The following is a 19,727-nucleotide window of genomic DNA, read 5'->3' on the forward strand; positions in this document are numbered from 1 at the left end:
ATCCTCCTATCCCAAAAACGCAAAGGATTATTGATGTGTATAATTACAGAACTGGCAGTTTGCTTTGGAGGGATTTATTCCATTCTTATTTGTGGTTACTCTAATGAATAGGTGATCCTTGTGAACGGAGCAGTAGATAACGAGCATACTCTAGCGGCCGATTACAAGCTTTATTTATACTCTCGGAATCACCGGACAGAAGGAAGGCAGCGCGCCCCGGTTTAGAGTTCACTTCAAGAATCCATAGATGACCGCTTCGGTCGATTCCGTAATCAATACCCAGCTCGCTGAGCCTTCCATAGCGGCTTTCTAGAATACCCGGGATGAGAGCAGATAGCGTTGCTGCTTGTGCGAAAAGGAGAGCGGTAGTTTCTTTCCCGAATTCTTGCTCAAGGAAGGAGTGGGCATTCTTTGCTGTTCCGCCACCGTGAAGATTGGAGGTAAGACTATCTGCTGTGCCTTCCCGAATAATTAGCCCGCTAAGATCCCATTGTCCAGAGCCATTTTTTTGTACCAAAGCTCTAAGATCGAATGGTTTCATATCTTTATTCGTAAGCGGCAAAAATGGCTGGATAATATAAGGTTTGGCAATGAGAATACGATGTAGCTGTGCAAGGCCGGAAGAGAGATGGGGGAATCGTTTCTCGAAGCTCCGATTGTACCGATTTCGTCCCTGAATATAGAGAGTTTGCTCCGATGAAATCCACTGTGCCCTCACGGTGCTTTTGCCATGTGATCCTGCTTGCGGTTTCAGAAAAACGCCATCCGGATGTTTTTTTAGCCATGTTTTCAACTGGTCCTTAGAGGTGTAAAGTTCGGTTTCCGGTAAATGTTTATGCAGTATTTCATATGATTTCAGCGTCTGATAAACATGCCATTTGCCTGGCAGTGCTCTGGAGAGAAACCGGATTTTGCGGGAAGTAGATTTGCTTGCCTGGCGCAATCTGCGCCGGAATATTCCGGGAACTGGAGTGAGACAACGGTCGTAAATCAGATCAGGCAAATCAATCGTTTCCTGAGTCCAGTTCTCATTTACATAGCGATATCCATGATATTTCCCATTAGGTGCAGATCCTTTAGGAGTAATAACGACGACTTCCATATCAAATTTATTACTTTCCTGACATAACCTCTGGCAGAAGACTTCATCCGCAAAAGGAGGTGAACCTTCTCGTTCATTAACGAGAACTCCGAGAGTACCGAGTGTACCTTGCATATCTCATGTTCCTCCTTTCTGATGTATGGATTTAGAAGCCTGCCAAATAGGCAGAATATTCAAGCATAGCTTTCACAGAAGGGCGTATCTTGTTATCCGAAAGCGGTGTATTATCATTTTTGGAAGGTTTGGAATTCACCTCAATAAGCCAAATGTTCCCTGATGTATCCATAGCAAGATCAATACCGAGTTCTCCAAAATGAGCTGGAATGGTTTCTTCAATGGCTACAGCAATTTCAAGAGCTGCTCGGCGCATTTGCGCAAGGGCATTTTTTTTGACTTCCGGAGGGAGTGGAGTTTTATTTACCGCCTCTTTTAACGTACTAAGTGAGCCGCCTCTAGCCAGATTCGACACAAAATGGCTTCCTCCGGCGATCCGCGCCACAATAGAGGTAACCTTCCACTTTCCTGTGTTATTCTTCTGGACTAAGGCTCTGAAGTCTACGGGTTTTTTTCCAATATCAATAAGCGTAATCCCTTGTTGGATTTGGAATTTTGTTGTTTTCATCTTTCCTGATAAACCTGTGAAAAGTTTGGCGAGAGTAGGATAAGCTTGTTTCTGTACCCCGCCTACTAAGGTGGCATGAGTCAGGTATGAGCCGTCCGTTTGCCGTGAAATCCGAATAATACCTTTGCCAAGACTGCCCCGTACAGGTTTTAGAAATACAACGGGGTGAGCCAAACACATACTTTTAAATCTAGAGAAGGACTTAAGTAAGTGTGATTCAGGCAAATATCGTTTTAGTCCAGCATTTGTTTTTAACGCTTCGAATACTTCATGCTTATCGAGAAATTTCTCATTATACATCTGTGTCCCGTACAGGGATTTTACTTCCTTCACAAAATGCTGTACGCTAGGTTTATTCTCAAGTTTGCGTGAAGTAAGCCGATTATTGATGACGTCGGCTACTGGCATGACTGTTTTTTTCCAGCCATCGTCGTAAATCCAGCCTTCGATTTGCCCAGTTACCGTTTCGATGTGACTTGGAGTAATGAAATACACATACGCACCCTGTTTTTGACACGCACCGACCAGTTCTCTACAGAACATGGTGATTGAACCAAAAGGTTTTTCAAGCTGATCCGGGTGGTCTCTGCTGATTAGAACACTAATGAGCGGACCAATACGTAGTGTACGGCTGTCGGCATGATAACGAATTTGAAGGACAGAACGGTGAATGAGACCCAGTTTCTTAGCTAAGGATGGACTCATTCGCATCCCTTCGTATTTTGGGACGGAAAGAACGGTTACTTCCTGATTGAAACTTCCGAATGCGAGGATTAACGGACGTCCAGTGGGGATTTTCCATTGCTTGAGAAATTTATCCCCGAGCATCACGACGTCATCCTGCAGAAGGCCAGATCCGCTTATTTGGATCGCTACTTTTTTCTTTGACATCGTGGATCTCCTTCCAGGGGGCAAACAAGATGTCTGTTTTAGGGTGGAATGGGTAATAGAACAATGCATGTGATTCATCATATGAGGACATATATCCCTTGGTGATTGACCTACTTTTTAAAATTGTTTTTAACTTGCCTGAAATCTAACCTAGAAATGAAGTATTATTTAAAATCAGCTGGGAGGAATTAATAATGAATGTTCATGACAAAGCTAACGAACTTGCAAAAGCACTGAAAGAAAGCGAAGAAGTACAGGAAATTACAGCAGCTATGAAATTGGTGGATGCAGATCCAGATAGCAAACGTATGCTCGAAGACTTCCGCAGACGCCAAAACGAAATTCAACAGCGTATGATGTCAGGTGATATGCCAGCTCAAGAAGAGATGGAACAAATGGAAAAATCATTTGAAGTTCTCAGTCTGAATCTAAATATCCGCAGACTATTTGAAGCAGAACGCCGTTTGAGTGTGATCATTGAAGATGTGAACAAAATTATTATGGAAAGTCTGCAACATCTATATGGCGGACCTGCAAATTAGTAGGATCTACTCTCTGTTTTCTCACGCTTACTAATTTGTCCACATATTTACCACTTCTCATTCATAGAGTAGATATATAGATTCATGAGAAAGAGGAGTGAGAAATATGGTAGGTAAGTTAAAATTATCGAAGGCAAAACATATTTTCTACATGCTTATTGCCGGTGGAATGACATTGTATGCCTTACCTAATCTTTCGTTTACCGGATGGAGTGCTGCATTCAGCGCTACTTGGTTAGCTTTTGCCCTTCTCGTTATTGGTGCCAATCTACACTTTATTCTTGGTGTAGACGAAGAGAAGAGAAAAGCACTTGACCGGGTACGCAAATCTAAACTTCGTCAGTGGGAACTGAAGTGGACGGAAGATAAGGAGCGTGGGAAGACGGTAAAGATTGTTCCTGCTAAGGAGCGTTCACAGTGAATCTTTCACGAGCGAGGGCTGTTCTGTAAGCTAGAAATGGCTTCAGAACAGCCTTTTTTGTGTTTCTATTTAAAGCCTAATTTTGGTTATTTTATGTAGTTCGTGATATAATAAGTACAGACTAGTACAGTTCGGAAAAAAAGGGGTGTAACAGATTGGAAGGGAACGAAGAAACGGTTACGAAGCATGTGCAGCTTCTTGAATACATAAGACAACTAAAAATCGGAACAAAAATATCAGTTCGTGGATTGGCAAAAGAACTTGGTGTAAGTGAGGGAACGGCATACCGGGCTGTAAAGGAAGCAGAAAATGCGGGACTTGTTGTTACGAGAGAAAGAGTTGGAACGATAAGAGTAGAGAAAAGACTGCGCGGTGCTTCTGAACAGTTGACGTTTGGAGATGTAGTAGAGATTGTGGAAGGATATGTTCTGGGAGGCAGAGAGGGGCTTTCTAAGCCACTCCATAAGTATGTTATCGGTGCAATGAAAGAAGAAGCAATGGCCAAATACATTGATGCAGACAGCTTGCTCATCGTAGGAAATCGGGACAATGCCCATTTGCTGGCTTTGAATCAGGGGGCTGGGGTGCTGATTACAGGAGGATTCGAGACGAGTGCAGAGGTGATCCAGCTTGCGAATGAGCTGAGCCTTCCTATTATCTCATCCCGACATGACACCTTTACAGTAGCATCTATGATCAATAGGGCTATTTTTGATCGGCTGATTAAGAAAAAGATTATGCTTGTTGAAGATATCGTAGGAGATAAGCCCAGATCCTATTATCTTAAACTTAGCAGTACGGTTTCCGATTTCAGCAGACTTGTCTTGGAAACAGGCGAGCTCCGTTTTCCCGTTATAGATGAATGGAATCGGGTCATCGGGATTATTACTCGCAAAGATGTCATCGAACTCGATCAGAACGAGGCGATAGAGAAATGTGTGGTTCGTAAGCCAGTTACAGCAACCCTCAAAACTTCTCTCGCTTCTGCGGCTCAGTTAATGGCTTCGGAGGGCATTGATTATTTACCTATAGTGGACCGGAATCGGAAGCTGATCACCTCCGTCAAGCGAAGAGAAGTGCTGGATGCCATGCGAGAAGCGCAGAAACAACCCCAGCTTGGTGAAACGTTCGATCATTTGATTTGGAATGGTTTTGTAGAAGAGCGCGGACCCGAAGGAGAGACTAGATTTAATGGGATTGTAATTCCCCAGATGGCTACGGATTTAGGGACGATATCGGAAGGTGTGCTTGTCAACCTAATGACGCAGGCAGGTTATAAAGCTGCTCAGGAAAAGACAGGCAGTGATCACGTATTGGAGAATATTACGACTTATTTTGTCCGGCCTGTACAGATTGAAGACAAGATTAGTATTGTGCCGAGAGTTCTTGAAATCAGCAGACTTAACTGTAAATTGGATATTGATATTATCCATGAAGATAATAAGTTAATCTGTAAAGCAATCATGACCCTTCAAGCGATTGACAGGGTGTAAAATATAGCGAAAAGTCCAACCTTATACAGGGGACTTTTCGCTTTTTTGATTCGCATAGTAACTGCGGTTACGAATACCGGAAAATACATGGAATGCACCTAGAACGAGAAAGAGAGCTTCTATGATGACAGCAACCGTAGACCCCTGAAACATGAACATCTGGATACATGCCAGTACGATCAGCATGATGCCCATCCAAATATTACTGATCGCTTGTAAAATGCCTCTTTGTTGCAGATTACGTGATCGTCTGCTGCGAACGCTTGAAATACCAGCAGTGATTGTAGAGATGAGTAACAGTGCGAATAGAACGTATCTAATGATATCTAGCATGATTGGTAAGACAGCTCCTTTTGGGAAAAATATACATGTTGTCTTCATTGTATCATGAATTTCCTCAATATATTGAAAAAATTCCCATGGGATTTAGGCTTCCTTACCGAAATAAGGGCGTGATTTCGACCCATACTTGAAGCACACCTTCCATAACAAGCATGGTTGTAATTTTGACAGAGTAGGGCTTCTCTCTCACGGTGTATGTTTTTTTATCCATCATAATTCGGGTCATTTTACTATACTCATCGATGTTGTATACATCTCTGCCCCGCAGCACCTCAAGTTCATCACCTAACAGTTGTATAATCTCCTTCACAGAAACCGAGTCGGGGATCTTGTCTGATTCTTCTGCACGAACGTTAATTTCTTTGATTACAGTTTGTCGTTTACTGTATTTTTTTAAGTTTTTTATATCTTCTATATACTGTTCTTCTTGAATTTTTAAATCTTTGTTTTCAAGCCACAGCTCATTGTAACTTGCGTGAAACACTGCATTATAGACAACGCAACCGATAATCATACCCAGCACAAAGACACCGGATAATTGTATAAAAGGACGTAAAAGATAGGTTGGCGGTACACGCATGGAACGTTTACCTCCTTCCTAGTTTCGTGTGGTACATATCCATTTGACTAACTCTGTCCCCATATGAGCACCTAAAAAAGCAAAAATGAGATACAAAATCTGTTTAATTGCCGGAGATAAGTTCCCATCCAGCATATTGCTTTCTATGACACGCATGGGATCAATCGTTCCACCGACAGCGGCGGCCAGGGCCCAAATTTTTATTCTGCCTGCAACATCCAGCATCGTCTGAGTAGGAGGCTGAAGGGAAACGACAGCACCAACTCCACCGAGCATTGCCCCGCCGAGTACGATGCCAAACGCAATAAAGAAATCGAGGATAATCTTAGACATGAAACTCATAATGTGGTCAGGCTCCTTTCTGTCCTCCTTCGTTTAATACTAGAAAGGAAGGACATAGCTTGCTTGTACTCTATTCTATGGGCGGAGCCTACCTTGTTATGATAAAATAGAAAAGATAAAATACGTGAAATATGATTAAGGGAAGGATGTAACGGTCATGAGTTCATTTGTGCATTTACATGTTCATAGCGAATACAGCCTGCTTGACGGTGCTGCACGGATTGTAGAGCTCGTGGACAAGGCAGCGAACGACGGGATGAAGGCTCTTGCTTTAACAGACCACGGGGTCATGTACGGAGCAATCCCTTTTTATAAAGCATGTGTAGCAAAAGGAATCAAGCCAATTATCGGCTGTGAAGCTTATATAACAGCAGGTTCTCGTCATGAACGGGGAAACCGCAAAGATCAACCCATTTATCACTTGATATTGCTTGCTCAGAATCATATCGGTTACCAAAACCTAATGAAACTTTGCTCGATTGGTCATTTGGAAGGGTTTCATTATAAGCCTCGAATCGATATGGAGAGCCTCGCGCAATACAATGAAGGAATCATCTGTTTAAGTGCGTGTCTTGGAGGAGAAATTCCACAGCATTTACTAATGGGACGTATAGATGAAGCTAGAGAGGCTGCTATTCGTTATAAAACGATATTTGGAGACCGCTTTTATCTTGAACTGCAAGATCACGGTCTCGCTGAACAGAAACGAGTGAATCCTGAACTCATTCGTCTATCAAAAGAGCTGGATATTCCGCTCGTTGCAACGAACGATGCTCATTATCTGTCTGAAGAGGATGCGGAAGTTCAGGACGTACTCATTTGTATTGGTACGGGTAAGACCGTGGATGATGAAGACCGACTTCGTATCCCCTCAAGCCAGCTTTATTTAAAGAGCAGTGAACAGATGCAAAGTCTGTTCCCGCACGTACCAGAAGCTATTGAAAATACAGTACGGATCGCTGACCGTACCGACTTGAAACTTGAGTTTGGGAACTATATTCTGCCGGCCTATAGACCGATACCAGAAGGACTCACACCAGGCGAATATCTTAAACAGCTGTGTGAAGAAGGACTTAGATCACGTTATGAGGACACAAGTAAGTGGAACAGTGATGAAGGGAAAAAGGAACTATTTGACCGGCTCTATTATGAGCTTGGTGTTATTGAAGAAATGGGGTTCTCTGACTATTTCTTAATTGTCTGGGATTTTATTGCCTATGCACATCAAGAGGGCATTGCAACCGGGCCAGGACGGGGTTCCTCAGCGGGAAGCCTTGTCGCCTATGTTTTACGCATTACGAATGTCGATCCGATAAAATATCGGCTTCTTTTTGAGCGATTCCTAAATCCCGAGCGAATTACGATGCCCGATATCGACATTGACTTCAGCGATGAGCGAAGAGATGAAGTCATCGACTATGTTTCCAGAAAATATGGCCGTGAGCATGTCGCACAGATTATTACCTTTGGAACGCTGGCTGCGAGGGCAGCAGTAAGGGATGTAGGAAGAGTACTCAGCATTCCGTATGCAGAAGTTGATAAAGCAGCAAAACTGATTCCCGGTCAGATTGGCATGAATATTGCCAAGGCACTCGAACTTACTCCTGAACTCAAAGCACTCTATGAAACCAAGCCAAAAACAAGAGAACTGCTGGATATGGCGAAAAAAGTAGAAGGCATGCCAAGACATGCTTCGACACATGCGGCTGGTGTTGTCATATCGAGAGATCCGCTGACAGATGTGGTTCCTCTTCAGGAAGGCAGCGAAGGGGCCGCTCTGACGCAGTACTCTATGGAAAACCTGGAGTCAATTGGTTTGCTCAAGATGGACTTTTTGGGACTAAGAACGTTGTCTATTATTGAACGCTGCCTGTGCTGGGTTAGTGAACAGGAAGGTAAGGCACCAGATTTTCGGTATATCTCTGATGATGATCCTAAGACTTACGAAATGCTAGGAAGTGGGGATACTACGGGCATTTTCCAATTGGAATCTGCAGGAATTCGGAGGGTACTGAAAGATCTAAAACCTTCTGTTTTTGAAGATATTATCTCGGTACTTGCTCTATATCGTCCGGGTCCAATGGAATTTATTCCTAAGTATATTCAAGGTAAGCATGGACTCATTGAAGTGGAGTATCCGCATAAAGATCTCATCCCTATTCTAGAAGATACGTACGGTATTATCGTATATCAGGAACAGATCATGCAGATTGCTTCAAGCATGGCCGGATTCTCACTTGGAGAAGCAGATTTGCTACGCAGAGCCGTGTCCAAGAAAAAGAGAGAAGTGCTTAATCGTGAACGAGAACACTTTGTTAAAGGAAGTGCGGCGCAAGGATATAGCAAGGAAGAAGCGGATCAAGTCTATGACATGATTGTTCGTTTTGCTAACTACGGATTCCCGCGTGCGCATGCGGCTGCCTATGGAATTTTGGCATTTCAAACCGCGTATTTAAAAGCACATTATCCTGCACCATTTATGGCTTCCATGTTAACTGCGGTCATGGGAAATCACCGGAAAGTAGCGGAATATGTCGTTGAATGCAGACGAATGGGCATCCCGATTCTACCGCCTGATGTGAATGAGAGCGGAATTTTATTCACTCCAGTCGTAGGACGTAACGAAAACTCTCTGGGAGAGAACTCGGCAAAAGAGGAAAACTCGCAGGGGTGTATCCGATTTGGGCTGGCTGCCATTAAAAATGTCGGAACACAAGCAATGGAGAGTATTCTTGCTGTTCGCAGTAAAGATGGACCATTTGAAAGTTTGCTTGATTTTTGCAGAAGAGTAGACCTCAGGGTCTGCAACAAACGTGTGATTGAATCGCTGATTCAGGCAGGTGCTTTTGACCAGCTTCCAGGCCACCGCGCACAGCTGCTTGCCATGCTCGATGAAGTGGTGGAAGCAGCACTAAAATGGCGGAAAGAACGAGAAGACTTACAGATTCAACTCTTTGATTTTGTAGAAACGCCAAATTGGGAGATTGAGTATCCGAATATACCTGAACATAGCATGTCGCAGCAACTTGAACTCGAGCGTGAACTGCTTGGGCTTTACCTTTCTGGACACCCGCTTGACCATTATAGTGAAGTTTTAGAGGCAGAAGAAGCAAGTAAGTTGATGGAACTTCCAGATGCCGAAGATGAGTCGGTGGTCGTAACAGCAGGCATGGTGGTTTCGGTCAAACAGATTACTACCAAACAAGGAAAATCGATGGCATTTATGGAGCTTGAGGATCAGATCGAGCGGACAGAAGTGGTTCTTTTCCCAGAAGTATGGCGGAAAAACGAGCAGCTGATTGACAAAGGTGTATTACTTGCGATTCGTGCCAAAGTACAGCTTCAGGATGAAGGATTTAAGCTTCTTGCTGACGAAATAGCTCCTTTATCAGGTGAGAACTTACATCGCCTTGCCTTACAAAAGCAGCGAAGCACAGGGCGGCAGGATAAAAAATATGGTTCTTCTGTTCAGAAGAAGACAACCCCGTCTCCTTTTCCACAACGAAATTCTGAAGCAACGAACAGTGCTAGAGTGAATACAGCGCCTAGTGGTGCTTCTCATGCTTCTCACAAAGCGAAAGGGGCAGCTAAGGCGGGATTAGGTAACGAGTCAACACCTAAACCTAATGTGCGTGTAAAACAGCGGGTGTATATGAAGATAACATCAGCAGCGGAAAAGTCAGGTGTCCTTACAAAACTGAAGGCTGTATTACAGCAACATCCGGGACCCGTAACAACCGTCTTATTCTATGAGGAGCACAGGTCCTACAGAGCGTTAAGCGAAGCTTATAGTATTAAACCTTCTCCAGAACTGATTGCCGGGCTTGAAGAAATTCTTGGTAAGGGAACTGTCGTAGTGAAGTAACTACTCTTGATGGAAGCAATGGGAAGGTCTTGTGATGATTCATTTTACGTACTTTTTATGAACAATTTCCATCCCGGCTGCATACACTTAGAAACACCAAACATTTGGTGCATTTTTAAGTAGATGGTTTGCTCTCACTTTGTTGCGAGTTTTTCAAAATGAGACAATTACGCCTACAGGGATGGGGGAATCAGCGGATGTCATATGAGATTGTGGAAGCGATGCTGAAACAACGAGGTGTGACGATTGAATCGATTGCAGAGATCGTTTTCACCCTTCAGAAGAAGTTTCACCCGGAACTGAAAGAAGAAGAGTGTGTGGAGAGTGTTCGTGCGGTTCTATGTAAACGGGAAGTTCAGTATACACTTTACACGGGAATTGCACTGGATGAGCTCGCTGAGAAAAAACTGTTACCTCAGCCTCTTCAGGCACTACTCGAAGCTGATGAGCCCCTTTATGGTGTGGACGAGACTCTAGCACTTGGTATTACCAGTGTATACGGAATGATTGGGCTAACGAGTTTTGGCTATTTAGATAAAGAGAAGATGGGGATCATTGAAACACTGAATGACAAAAATTCAGGAGTTCATGTTTTTTTGGATGATTTAGTTGCAGGTCTTGCCGCTGCGGCATCTGCAAGAATTGCTCATAAAAATATCAGCGCCAAAAATTATCCTTTTAATCCATAAATAAAGGTTTATCTTAAGTGAAAATAGGCGAAAACAATAGTTACATGAATAGGATAAAACGACACATGAATCATTCTGCCTCCAAGCCTTTCTTGCGGAAAAAAAGAGAGGTATGTTATCATTAAGCCATTATGCGAGCTTTGATCATAAGGCTTAGGGGGCGGAAATGGCATGTGGACGGTGATATATATTGCACCGACAGCAAAAATTGCTGACAGACTAAAAACTCGGCTTGCGGATGAAGGATTTCTAGTACAGACCCGTCCCATCAGTTTATCCAAGCAACAGTATGAAATTCTCGTTCCCTCCGGTGAGTTAGAAGAGGTTCAGGAAGTACTGAATTCCATCTTGCATTCCTAAATGAAGCAATGGAGTTCTATTCTTGTTTGCGGACCTATTTTATGCGGCAGGGAATTTAAAGGAAAGAGCGAACGACTCCCTTGTCTGTGTGTGTCTGTCTCCTCTTTTTTTTGCGTATAGGCACTTTTTATGTTTGCCCATGCTATGTTGTTAATGGCTGGTCATATCTAGACTAGCAAGCCATCAAATTTACGGCTGAAGAGGTGTAGTTGTGTTCAAAGATATATTCCAGAAAAAGCGGAAATACGCGACCATACCTTCAGAGCGAACAGGGCAGAATGATGCTCCTGAAGGAGTGGACCGCCCAAGACGTGAGATCCCGGAAGGGCTCATGAACAAGTGCAGCAAATGCGGCACGATTCAATATAGCAAAGAGCTTGAGAAGAATCTGAAAGTTTGTCCTTCATGCGGCTATCATATGCGTTTAAATGCAATGGAACGTATCAAGATGACACTTGATGAAGGCTTTATCGAATATGATTCGGATATGGTTTCAGTGGATCCATTAGAGTTCCCAGGATACAAATCAAAGCTTGAACAACAAACCATGAAATCAGGTCTGAAGGATGCTGTAGTCACTGGTGAAGGTACCATAGATGGCCATCCTGTAGTGGTCTGTGTAATGAGTTTTGACTTTTTTTCGGGAAGCATGGGTTCTGTGGTTGGTGAAAAAATCACCCGCGCTATAGAGAAAGCGACTGAGAAAAAATGGCCTCTCATTATCTTCTCCACATCCGGAGGAGCTAGAATGCAGGAGAGCATCTTAAGTTTAATGCAGATGGCCAAAACAAGCAGTGCTCTTGCCAGATTGGACGAGCAGGGGGGGCTGTACATCTCTGTAATTACTGATCCGACTACAGGTGGTGTATCTGCCAGCTTTGCTATGCTTGGTGATATTAATATTGCGGAACCAGGCGCTATCTTCGGATTCGCTGGCCGAATTGTAATTGAGCAAACCATTCGTCAAAAGTTGCCAGATGATTTTCAAACTGCTGAATTTAACTTGCAGCATGGACAGCTGGACATGGTAGTACATCGTAAAGATTTACGCACTACTCTAGCCAAATTACTAGATATGCACGAAGTGAAGGGAGAGGTGTAAGTTGGCGGGAGAGTTGCCACATGAAGCGCCCCTTACGGAGATGCGCAAGAAGATTGAAGAGCTTCAGCAGTTCGGTCTTGAAAAAGGAATTGACTTTACAGAAGAAGTAAACCGATTAGAAGAGCGTTATGCCAAGCTTGAAGAAGAAGTATATTCTTCCATCACGGCTCCTCAGAAAATGCATATCGCAAGGCACCATCAGCGTCCGACCTCACTAGATCTTATAACGCTTATATTTTCCGATTTCATGGAGCTTCATGGCGATCGCCTGTTTGGTGATGATCTAGCAGTAGTAGGGGGTCTTGCTAAACTTGGAGGTAGACCAGTAACGGTTATTGGTCAGCAACGAGGCAAAGATACCAAAGATAACATTGCACGATTTTTCGGAAGCGCTCATCCAGAAGGGTTTCGAAAAGCACTTCGTTTGATGCGTCAAGCGGACAAGTTTGGCCGTCCGATCATCACGTTTATTGATACTAAAGGTGCTTATCCTGGTAAAACAGCGGAAGAAAGAGGACAGTCAGAAGCTATCGCTCGTAACTTAATTGAAATGGCGAAGCTGTCTGTACCTGTCATTTGTGTCGTAATTGGTGAAGGTGGAAGCGGCGGAGCATTAGCGATGGCCGTAGGGAACCGTGTACTTATGCTGGAGCATGCCATTTATTCTGTGATTTCGCCAAACGGCGCGGCTTCTATCTTGTGGAAAGATGCCACGAAGGCAGATCAAGCAGCAGAAGCTATGAAGATTACAGCACAGGATCTAATAGAGATGGAAGTTATTGAAGATATCGTTCCTGAACCTAAGGGCGGGGCTCATCTTGATTATGAAGCGACAGCCAAGTCAATTAGACTAATGATTGAACAGCATCTTTCCGAGTTAATAAGTATGACAGGGGAAGAACTTCGTCGAGATCGCTACAATAAATTCCGCAAAATTGGAAAATTTCAAGAGAATTTAAAAAAATAAAAGAGACTCTTTTAGAAGATTCTTCTTTCGGCAAAGATTAATATGACAAAGTTCCTATACAAATGACGAAATTTGTAGTAGATTTAATTGTTGGAAAAGGATATATAAAGAGAGTCTTGAAAACGGAGGAAACTACAAAAATGCGCAAAACAAAAATTGTATGTACCATTGGTCCTTCCAGTGAATCGTTGGAGAACACAAAAAAGTTGATCATGGCTGGTATGAATGTGGCACGTCTAAACTTCTCCCACGGTGATTATGAAGAGCATGGAGCACGTATTAAAACGATTCGTCAGGCTTCTGAAGAATTGAACAAGACTGTTGCAATCTTGCTTGACACCAAAGGTCCTGAGATTCGTACAGGTAAACTTGAAGTAGAACCAATTGAACTAGTTCAAGATGAGTTTGTAACCCTTACAACCGAAGAAATCCTTGGTAACAAAGATCGTATTTCTGTTACTTATGAAGCTTTGCCAGGAGATGTATCTCCAGGATCAACAATTTTGATTGATGACGGTTTGATCGGTTTGACAGTAGTGGAAGTAAATGGTACAGAAATTAAATGCCGTATCGTTAACGGCGGTACGATTAAGAGCAAAAAAGGCGTAAACGTACCAGGAGTTAACATTTCCCTGCCAGGTATTACCGAGAAAGACGCTAACGATATCATTTTCGGAATCGAGCAAGGTATCGATTTTGTTGCGGCTTCCTTCGTACGTAAAGCAAGTGACGTACTTGAAATTCGCGAATTGCTTGAAAAGCATAACGCTGGCCATATCCACATTATCTCCAAAATTGAAAACCAACAAGGTGTTGATAACCTTGATGAAATTCTTGAAGTTTCAGATGGTTTAATGGTTGCTCGTGGTGATCTTGGTGTAGAAATTCCTGCAGAAGAGGTACCTCTTGTGCAAAAACGCATGATTGAGAAATGTAACATTGCTGGTAAACCAGTAATTACAGCAACTCAAATGCTGGATTCTATGCAGCGTAACCCTCGTCCAACTCGTGCAGAAGCGAGTGACGTTGCGAACGCAATCTTTGACGGTACAGATGCAATCATGTTGTCTGGTGAGACAGCAGCAGGGAAATACCCAGTGGAGTCAGTTCTGACAATGGCTCGTATTGCAGAAAAAGCAGAATCTGCTTTGAACTACAAAGAACTTTATAAAAAACAACGCAGTGCTCAAGAAATCACAGTAACTGAGGCGATCAGCCAATCTGTTGCGATCAGTGCGTATGAACTACATGCAAAAGCGATTCTTACTTCAACGGAATCTGGTCATACTGCTCGTATGGTTTCCAAATACCGTCCTGAAGCTCCAATCGTAGCTGTAACAAATGAAGACCGTACGATGCGTAAGCTGGCTTTGACTTGGGGCGTAACTCCAGTTAAAGGTAATCCTTGTGATACTACGGACGGATTGTTTGCAAATGCTGTAGAAGGCGGCAAAAAATCCGGTATTGTAGAAGAAGGCGATCTTGTTGTTATTACAGCAGGTATTCCACTTGGACGCTCTGGTTCTACTAACCTCATTAAAATCGATCATATCTAATCATATTAATTAAAATAAAAACGACAAAAAGCAATGGGGCCAATGGGTCCCATTGCTTTTTTCACAGGAATGAACCTTTGTAAAGGGAGTGAAAACCTATGAGTCCGATTAAGGATAGGGACGAACAAGAGAAAAGTGCGTGGTTCGGTGCTTGTTTTCGCGTGCGTTATCAGGAAAGTGACCAAATGGGCGTTGTGTACCATGCCAATTATGTGAATTGGTTTGAGATCGGCAGAACGGAGATGATTCGTAGTCTTGGACTCACTTATCGCAGTATGGAAGAAGCAGGGGTACTGTTACCTGTAATCGGTCTTGATCTGAAATACAAAAAACCTGCCAAATATGATGATTATGTCACCGTTTGGACTCGAATCAATCAAATGAGCAGTGTTCGGCTTACTTATGAGTATGAAGTGCGGAGAGATGAGAACTTGTCATTAACAGGGCAAAGCCCGATCTCCTTAGGACCTATCACCTCATCTGCGGAGCTTCCAGGTGAACTTCTTGTTACCGGCACTACACAGCATGCATGGGTAAACGGTGATTTTCGGCCTGTTAGACTTGATAAAAGTTTTCCGAAGCTGTACGATGCATTAAGTAAGGCTTTAAGGCTTGGAAGGGAGTAACCGTACATGCGAAATTGGATGTGGGCTGCGCTTTTAATCATTCCCGGTGTGGAATTGTTTGGATTTATATGGGTAAGTGAAAGAATCGGCGCTGGATCCACGATTTTGTTGATTGTTTTAACATCGCTGATCGGGATAGCGATGATGCAATTTGAAGGCCGTAAAGTAATGCAGGACACCCGAAGAGAAATGCAAAATGGCCAGGTGCCTGGCCGTAAGATGCTAGATGGCCTCTGTGTATTTGTAGGGGGCATGCTACTTGTCATTCCAGGGTTTATAACTGATATTATTGGCTTTACTCTTCTCTTTCCGCTAACAAGACCATTATATCGAATCTTTTTATTAAAATGGTTGGAGAAGAAATTGAAAGAAGGAAAAATTAGAATTCATCGGCGATTCTGATTATTTATAGGAGCAGGAAGAATATTTTCTTCCTGCTCCTTTTTATGGTAGGAAAATATGTACATAGCGATCCTTATTTGTCAATGAAAGTGATTACAAAAAAATACTTATGCCTGTGAAAGAAATCTTTGATATCCTTTGAAACCTTCAAATTGTTCACATCATCGACAAAATCCAGTATGATGATGGAAGTGATACTTTTACACATGATGTCTGTAGAGTCTGAAATTTCTTACGAATCTTTAATAATGTAACTGTTTTCATTTTTAATTAGAACTCTATTTTGTAACAAAAGGAGAGGTGTAAAATGACAGCTACCAAAGGACTTGAAGGCATTGTGGCGACAACTTCCTCAATCAGTTCCATTGTTGACGGCGTCCTCACTTATCGTGGGTATGATATTGATGATTTAGCTTCAAATGCTTGCTTTGAAGAAGTTGCTTATCTGCTCTGGTTTGGCAAACTGCCGAACAGGATTGAACTGGATAATCTAAAACAGAAGCTAAGTGAATATGCACCCATTCCTGATGCCCTTATTTCTCAAATTAAATTATATCCCAAAAAACAAAACACAATGGCGGCTCTTCGTTCTGCCATTTCAGCGTTGGCTCTCTATGATGAGAATGCAGAAGACGATTCTCAAGAAGCAAATGAGATCAAAGCCGTGAAATTGCAAGCTCAGCTTCCAACCATCGTTGCAGCGATTGCCCGAATTCGTGAAGGAAACGAACCGGTAGCGCCTAAACAGGGTGTATCCATTGCCGAGAATTTCCTGTATATGCTGACGGGTGAAGAACCGTCGGAAACATCTGTAAAAGCGCTTGATCAAGCACTTGTACTTCACGCAGATCATGAACTTAATGCCTCAACCTTTGCTGGACGAGTGACGGTAGCTACGTTATCCGATATTTATTCTGGTGTAACTTCCGCTATTGGAGCGCTTAAAGGCCCACTTCACGGAGGAGCCAATGAAGCGGTAATGAAGATGCTGAGTGAGATCGGTTCAGTAGATAAGCTAGAATCCTATATTCAAGATAAACTGGATAACCGTGAGAAAATCATGGGTTTTGGACATCGAGTTTACAAAAACGGCGACCCGCGTGCAAAACATCTGCAAAAAATGTCTCTTGAACTTGGAGAGCAAAAAGGGAATACCGATCTATATGAGATGTCAGTTCAGATTGAAGAGTTGATTACCTCACAAAAAGGTCTGAAACCAAATGTTGATTTCTATTCAGCCTCTGTCTATACGCAGCTTGGTATTAATAGAGAATTGTTCACACCGATTTTTGCAATCAGTCGTGTATCTGGGTGGACAGCTCATATCTTGGAACAGCTTTCTGATAACCGGATTATTCGTCCTCGGGCAGAGTATACCGGTCCTACGAATCAAAAGTATATCCCGATTGAGCGTCGCTAATCCCTAGAAACATGTATAATAAAAGAAGGCGCCCTTGGCAATAGTTTCCGTGAAGGAGATTTTTGCTGGGCCCTTCTATGCCCGTGTAATACTGTAGATTCACAAAACAAGGAGGAAATACATTATGCCAAACTTTGAAAAATTCGTACTCCCTACAGAAGGCGAGCAAATTACGATTGATAATGGACAACTTCAAGTTCCTAATAACCCGATTATTCCTTTCATTGAAGGGGACGGAACAGGCCGCGATATTTGGAAAGCATCCAAGCGTGTACTAGATGCGGCTGTTGAGAAAGCATATAACGGCGAAAAGAAAATTGCTTGGTATGAAGTTTTTGCTGGTGAAAAAGCATTTAATACATACGGTGAGTGGCTTCCTGCGGATACACTTGAAGCAATCCGTGAGTATATTGTAGCGATTAAAGGACCACTTACTACACCAATCGGTGGCGGAATTCGTTCACTAAACGTAGCACTTCGTCAAGAACTTGATCTGTATGTGTGCTTGCGTCCTGTACGTTATTTCGATGGTGTACCTTCTCCGGTAAAACGTCCTGAACTTGTTGACATGGTCATTTTCCGTGAAAATACAGAAGACATCTATGCAGGGATTGAATACCAAGAAGGTTCAGAAGAAGTGAAAAAAGTAATCCAATTCTTGCAACAAGAAATGGGCGCTAACAAAATTCGCTTCCCTGAAACTTCTGGTATCGGCATCAAACCTGTTTCTTCCGAAGGATCCAAGCGTCTTGTACGTGCAGCTGTTGAGTATGCGATTACTCATGGACGTAAGAGCGTTACCCTTGTACACAAAGGTAATATCATGAAGTTTACTGAGGGTGCTTTCAAAAACTGGGGTTATGAAGTGGCTGAAGCTGAATTCGGCGATAAAGTATTCACTTGGGCTCAGTATGATGAAATCAAAGAAAAAGAAGGTACGGATGCAGCGAATGCCGCTCAAAAAGCAGCAGAAGATGCAGGTAAAATCATTATTAAAGATGCGATTGCGGATATTGCCCTTCAACAAGTGTTGACTCGTCCATCAGAATTTGATGTGATTGCAACGCTTAACTTGAACGGTGACTACCTGTCTGATGCTCTTGCTGCACAAGTAGGCGGAATCGGTATTGCGCCGGGAGCGAACATCAACTATGTAACAGGACATGCAATCTTTGAAGCAACACACGGTACTGCTCCTAAATATGCAGACAAAGACTTGGTTAACCCAGGGTCCGTGATTTTGTCCGGCGTAATGCTTCTTGAACATTTGGGATGGCAGGAAGCGGCTGACCTGATCTATAAAGGTATGGGAACTTCCATCAATAACAAAACGGTAACTTACGATTTTGCACGTTTGATGGATGGCGCTACAGAAGTAAAATGTTCCGAATTTGCTAATGAAATTATTAAAAACCTATAAGGAGCGAATCTATTGACAATTCAGCGTAAAAAAATTACTGTCGTTGGAGCCGGGTTTACCGGAGCTACTACCGCACTTATGATAGCTCAGAAAGAACTTGGTGACGTTGTTCTTGTTGACATTCCTCAACTTGAGAACCCAACGAAGGGAAAAGCGCTTGATATGCTCGAAGCAAGCCCAATTCAAGGTTTTGATAGTAACATCGTTGGTACTTCAGACTACGAAGATGCAGCTGATTCGGATATTGTTATTATCACTGCAGGAATTGCTCGGAAACCAGGAATGAGTCGTGATGATCTGGTGAACACCAATGCAGGGATTGTCAAATCGGTTTGTGAAAATATTAAGAGATATTGTCCTGATTCCATCGTTATTATATTAAGCAACCCAGTGGATGCGATGACTTATGCTGCATACCATGCACTTGGTTTTCCAAAGAACCGTGTTATTGGGCAATCTGGTGTGCTGGATACTGCTCGCTACTGCACTTTTATCTCTCAAGAACTGAATGTCTCTGTTGAGGATGTTCGCGGCTTCGTACTTGGCGGTCATGGAGACGATATGGTACCTCTCGTACGTTACTCTAGTGTGGGCGGTATTCCTATCGACTCACTGATCTCAAAAGATCGGATTGAATCGATCGTACAGCGAACTCGTGTTGGCGGTGGAGAAATCGTGAATTTGCTTGGTAACGGAAGTGCCTATTATGCTCCTGCTGCCTCCCTTGTACAGATGACGGAAGCTATTCTCAAGGATAAAAAAAGGATTATTCCAGTCATTGCTTATCTTGAGGGGGAATATGGTTACCATGATTTATTTCTTGGTGTTCCTACGATCCTCGGTGGTAATGGTATCGAGAGAATATTTGAGCTGGATCTTACGACAGAGGAAAAAGCAGCTCTTGATCAATCGGCTGAATCTGTGCGTAATGTCATGTCTGTCGTAACGGTATAGCAGTTATTTTAATTATAAAATGAATAAACAG

The 19,727-nt window shown here is 42.9% G+C and carries 19 protein-coding genes; 14 read left to right on the plus strand and 5 right to left on the minus strand.

Annotated features, from left to right (window positions below):
- Positions 1 to 100: 100 nt before the first annotated feature.
- On the minus strand, positions 101 to 1,216 hold the full coding sequence (locus tag H9647_RS02660) for a YheC/YheD family endospore coat-associated protein (protein WP_191797932.1): 1,116 nt from the start codon (positions 1,214 to 1,216) through the stop codon (positions 101 to 103).
- A gap of 31 nt (positions 1,217 to 1,247) precedes the next feature.
- A complete protein-coding gene (locus H9647_RS02665) occupies positions 1,248 to 2,615 on the minus strand; it encodes a YheC/YheD family endospore coat-associated protein (protein ID WP_191797934.1) in 1,368 nt (455 codons plus the stop codon).
- A 194-nt stretch (positions 2,616 to 2,809) separates the two neighbouring features.
- Between H9647_RS02665 and H9647_RS02670 the strand changes: the two genes are divergently transcribed.
- From H9647_RS02670 to H9647_RS02680, 3 genes are all read left to right on the plus strand, one after another.
- Positions 2,810 to 3,157 (plus strand): YlbF family regulator, encoded by a 348-nt coding sequence (locus H9647_RS02670; RefSeq protein ID WP_160032930.1) that lies wholly within the window; start codon positions 2,810 to 2,812, stop codon positions 3,155 to 3,157.
- A gap of 106 nt (positions 3,158 to 3,263) precedes the next feature.
- A complete protein-coding gene (locus tag H9647_RS02675) occupies positions 3,264 to 3,578 on the plus strand; it encodes a hypothetical protein (RefSeq protein ID WP_191797936.1) in 315 nt (104 codons plus the stop codon).
- Between the two features lie 155 nt (positions 3,579 to 3,733).
- Entirely contained in the window at positions 3,734 to 5,071 is a 1,338-nt protein-coding gene (locus H9647_RS02680) for a DRTGG domain-containing protein (protein WP_191797938.1), read from the plus strand.
- A 21-nt stretch (positions 5,072 to 5,092) separates the two neighbouring features.
- On the opposite strand, the gene H9647_RS02685 is transcribed toward H9647_RS02680, so the two are convergent.
- The 3 genes from H9647_RS02685 to H9647_RS02695 all read right to left on the minus strand — a co-directional run bounded on the left by H9647_RS02685 (position 5,093) and on the right by H9647_RS02695 (position 6,338).
- Entirely contained in the window at positions 5,093 to 5,404 is a 312-nt protein-coding gene (locus H9647_RS02685) for a YtpI family protein (RefSeq protein WP_191797940.1), read from the minus strand.
- 103 nt (positions 5,405 to 5,507) lie between these two features.
- Entirely contained in the window at positions 5,508 to 5,993 is a 486-nt protein-coding gene (locus tag H9647_RS02690; RefSeq protein WP_191797941.1) for a hypothetical protein, read from the minus strand.
- Between the two features lie 18 nt (positions 5,994 to 6,011).
- Complete coding sequence (locus tag H9647_RS02695; RefSeq protein WP_191798628.1) at positions 6,012 to 6,338, minus strand: YtrH family sporulation protein; 327 nt, start codon at positions 6,336 to 6,338, stop codon at positions 6,012 to 6,014.
- 154 nt (positions 6,339 to 6,492) lie between these two features.
- Between H9647_RS02695 and H9647_RS02700 the strand changes: the two genes are divergently transcribed.
- From H9647_RS02700 to mdh, 11 genes are all read left to right on the plus strand, one after another.
- On the plus strand, positions 6,493 to 10,200 hold the full coding sequence (locus H9647_RS02700) for a DNA polymerase III subunit alpha (RefSeq protein ID WP_191797942.1): 3,708 nt from the start codon (positions 6,493 to 6,495) through the stop codon (positions 10,198 to 10,200).
- A 197-nt stretch (positions 10,201 to 10,397) separates the two neighbouring features.
- Complete coding sequence (locus tag H9647_RS02705; RefSeq protein ID WP_191798629.1) at positions 10,398 to 10,889, plus strand: phosphatidylglycerophosphatase A family protein; 492 nt, start codon at positions 10,398 to 10,400, stop codon at positions 10,887 to 10,889.
- 171 nt (positions 10,890 to 11,060) lie between these two features.
- Positions 11,061 to 11,249 carry a glutamate decarboxylase gene (locus H9647_RS02710; protein WP_191797943.1) on the plus strand — a complete coding sequence of 63 codons (189 nt, stop codon included), beginning with the start codon at positions 11,061 to 11,063 and terminating at the stop codon, positions 11,247 to 11,249.
- Positions 11,250 to 11,460: 211 nt separating this feature from the next.
- The gene (gene accD, locus H9647_RS02715; RefSeq protein WP_191797944.1) at positions 11,461 to 12,351 is read left to right on the plus strand and encodes an acetyl-CoA carboxylase, carboxyltransferase subunit beta; all 891 of its coding nucleotides are present in this window, start codon (positions 11,461 to 11,463) and stop codon (positions 12,349 to 12,351) included.
- Position 12,352: 1 nt separating this feature from the next.
- The gene (locus H9647_RS02720; RefSeq protein ID WP_191797945.1) at positions 12,353 to 13,318 is read left to right on the plus strand and encodes an acetyl-CoA carboxylase carboxyltransferase subunit alpha; all 966 of its coding nucleotides are present in this window, start codon (positions 12,353 to 12,355) and stop codon (positions 13,316 to 13,318) included.
- Between the two features lie 140 nt (positions 13,319 to 13,458).
- Positions 13,459 to 14,874: a pyruvate kinase gene (gene pyk / locus H9647_RS02725; RefSeq protein WP_191797946.1), complete on the plus strand. Its 1,416-nt coding sequence runs from the start codon at positions 13,459 to 13,461 to the stop codon at positions 14,872 to 14,874.
- Positions 14,875 to 14,981: 107 nt separating this feature from the next.
- Positions 14,982 to 15,500, plus strand: coding sequence for an acyl-CoA thioesterase (locus H9647_RS02730; RefSeq protein ID WP_404822580.1), 519 nt, complete (start codon positions 14,982 to 14,984; stop codon positions 15,498 to 15,500).
- A gap of 6 nt (positions 15,501 to 15,506) precedes the next feature.
- On the plus strand, positions 15,507 to 15,902 hold the full coding sequence (locus tag H9647_RS02735) for an FxsA family protein (protein ID WP_191797949.1): 396 nt from the start codon (positions 15,507 to 15,509) through the stop codon (positions 15,900 to 15,902).
- Between the two features lie 307 nt (positions 15,903 to 16,209).
- Positions 16,210 to 17,322, plus strand: a complete 1,113-nt coding sequence (gene citZ, locus H9647_RS02740; protein ID WP_191797951.1) for a citrate synthase — start codon at positions 16,210 to 16,212, stop codon at positions 17,320 to 17,322.
- 124 nt (positions 17,323 to 17,446) lie between these two features.
- On the plus strand, positions 17,447 to 18,742 hold the full coding sequence (gene icd, locus H9647_RS02745) for an NADP-dependent isocitrate dehydrogenase (RefSeq protein WP_160032942.1): 1,296 nt from the start codon (positions 17,447 to 17,449) through the stop codon (positions 18,740 to 18,742).
- 12 nt (positions 18,743 to 18,754) lie between these two features.
- Positions 18,755 to 19,696, plus strand: coding sequence for a malate dehydrogenase (mdh, locus tag H9647_RS02750; protein WP_191797953.1), 942 nt, complete (start codon positions 18,755 to 18,757; stop codon positions 19,694 to 19,696).
- The last annotated feature ends 31 nt before the right edge of the window (positions 19,697 to 19,727 follow it).

Source organism: Paenibacillus gallinarum, from assembly GCF_014836635.1.
Classification (GTDB): Bacteria; Bacillota; Bacilli; order Paenibacillales; family Paenibacillaceae; genus Paenibacillus; species Paenibacillus gallinarum.

Excerpts from the sequence above, each read along its gene's own strand:
- H9647_RS02675 (WP_191797936.1), top strand. The coding sequence starts at position 3,264 with ATGGTAGGTAAGTTAAAATTATCGAAGGCAAAACATATTTTCTACATG.
- citZ (WP_191797951.1), top strand. The coding sequence starts at position 16,210 with ATGACAGCTACCAAAGGACTTGAAGGCATTGTGGCGACAACTTCCTCA.
- H9647_RS02660 (WP_191797932.1), bottom strand. The coding sequence starts at position 1,216 with ATGCAAGGTACACTCGGTACTCTCGGAGTTCTCGTTAATGAACGAGAA.
- pyk (WP_191797946.1), top strand. The coding sequence starts at position 13,459 with ATGCGCAAAACAAAAATTGTATGTACCATTGGTCCTTCCAGTGAATCG.
- H9647_RS02670 (WP_160032930.1), top strand. The coding sequence starts at position 2,810 with ATGAATGTTCATGACAAAGCTAACGAACTTGCAAAAGCACTGAAAGAA.
- icd (WP_160032942.1), top strand. The coding sequence starts at position 17,447 with ATGCCAAACTTTGAAAAATTCGTACTCCCTACAGAAGGCGAGCAAATT.
- H9647_RS02700 (WP_191797942.1), top strand. The coding sequence starts at position 6,493 with ATGAGTTCATTTGTGCATTTACATGTTCATAGCGAATACAGCCTGCTT.
- H9647_RS02665 (WP_191797934.1), bottom strand. The coding sequence starts at position 2,615 with ATGTCAAAGAAAAAAGTAGCGATCCAAATAAGCGGATCTGGCCTTCTG.
- H9647_RS02705 (WP_191798629.1), top strand. The coding sequence starts at position 10,398 with ATGTCATATGAGATTGTGGAAGCGATGCTGAAACAACGAGGTGTGACG.
- H9647_RS02710 (WP_191797943.1), top strand. The coding sequence starts at position 11,061 with ATGTGGACGGTGATATATATTGCACCGACAGCAAAAATTGCTGACAGA.
- H9647_RS02735 (WP_191797949.1), top strand. The coding sequence starts at position 15,507 with ATGCGAAATTGGATGTGGGCTGCGCTTTTAATCATTCCCGGTGTGGAA.
- H9647_RS02685 (WP_191797940.1), bottom strand. The coding sequence starts at position 5,404 with ATGCTAGATATCATTAGATACGTTCTATTCGCACTGTTACTCATCTCT.
- H9647_RS02690 (WP_191797941.1), bottom strand. The coding sequence starts at position 5,993 with ATGCGTGTACCGCCAACCTATCTTTTACGTCCTTTTATACAATTATCC.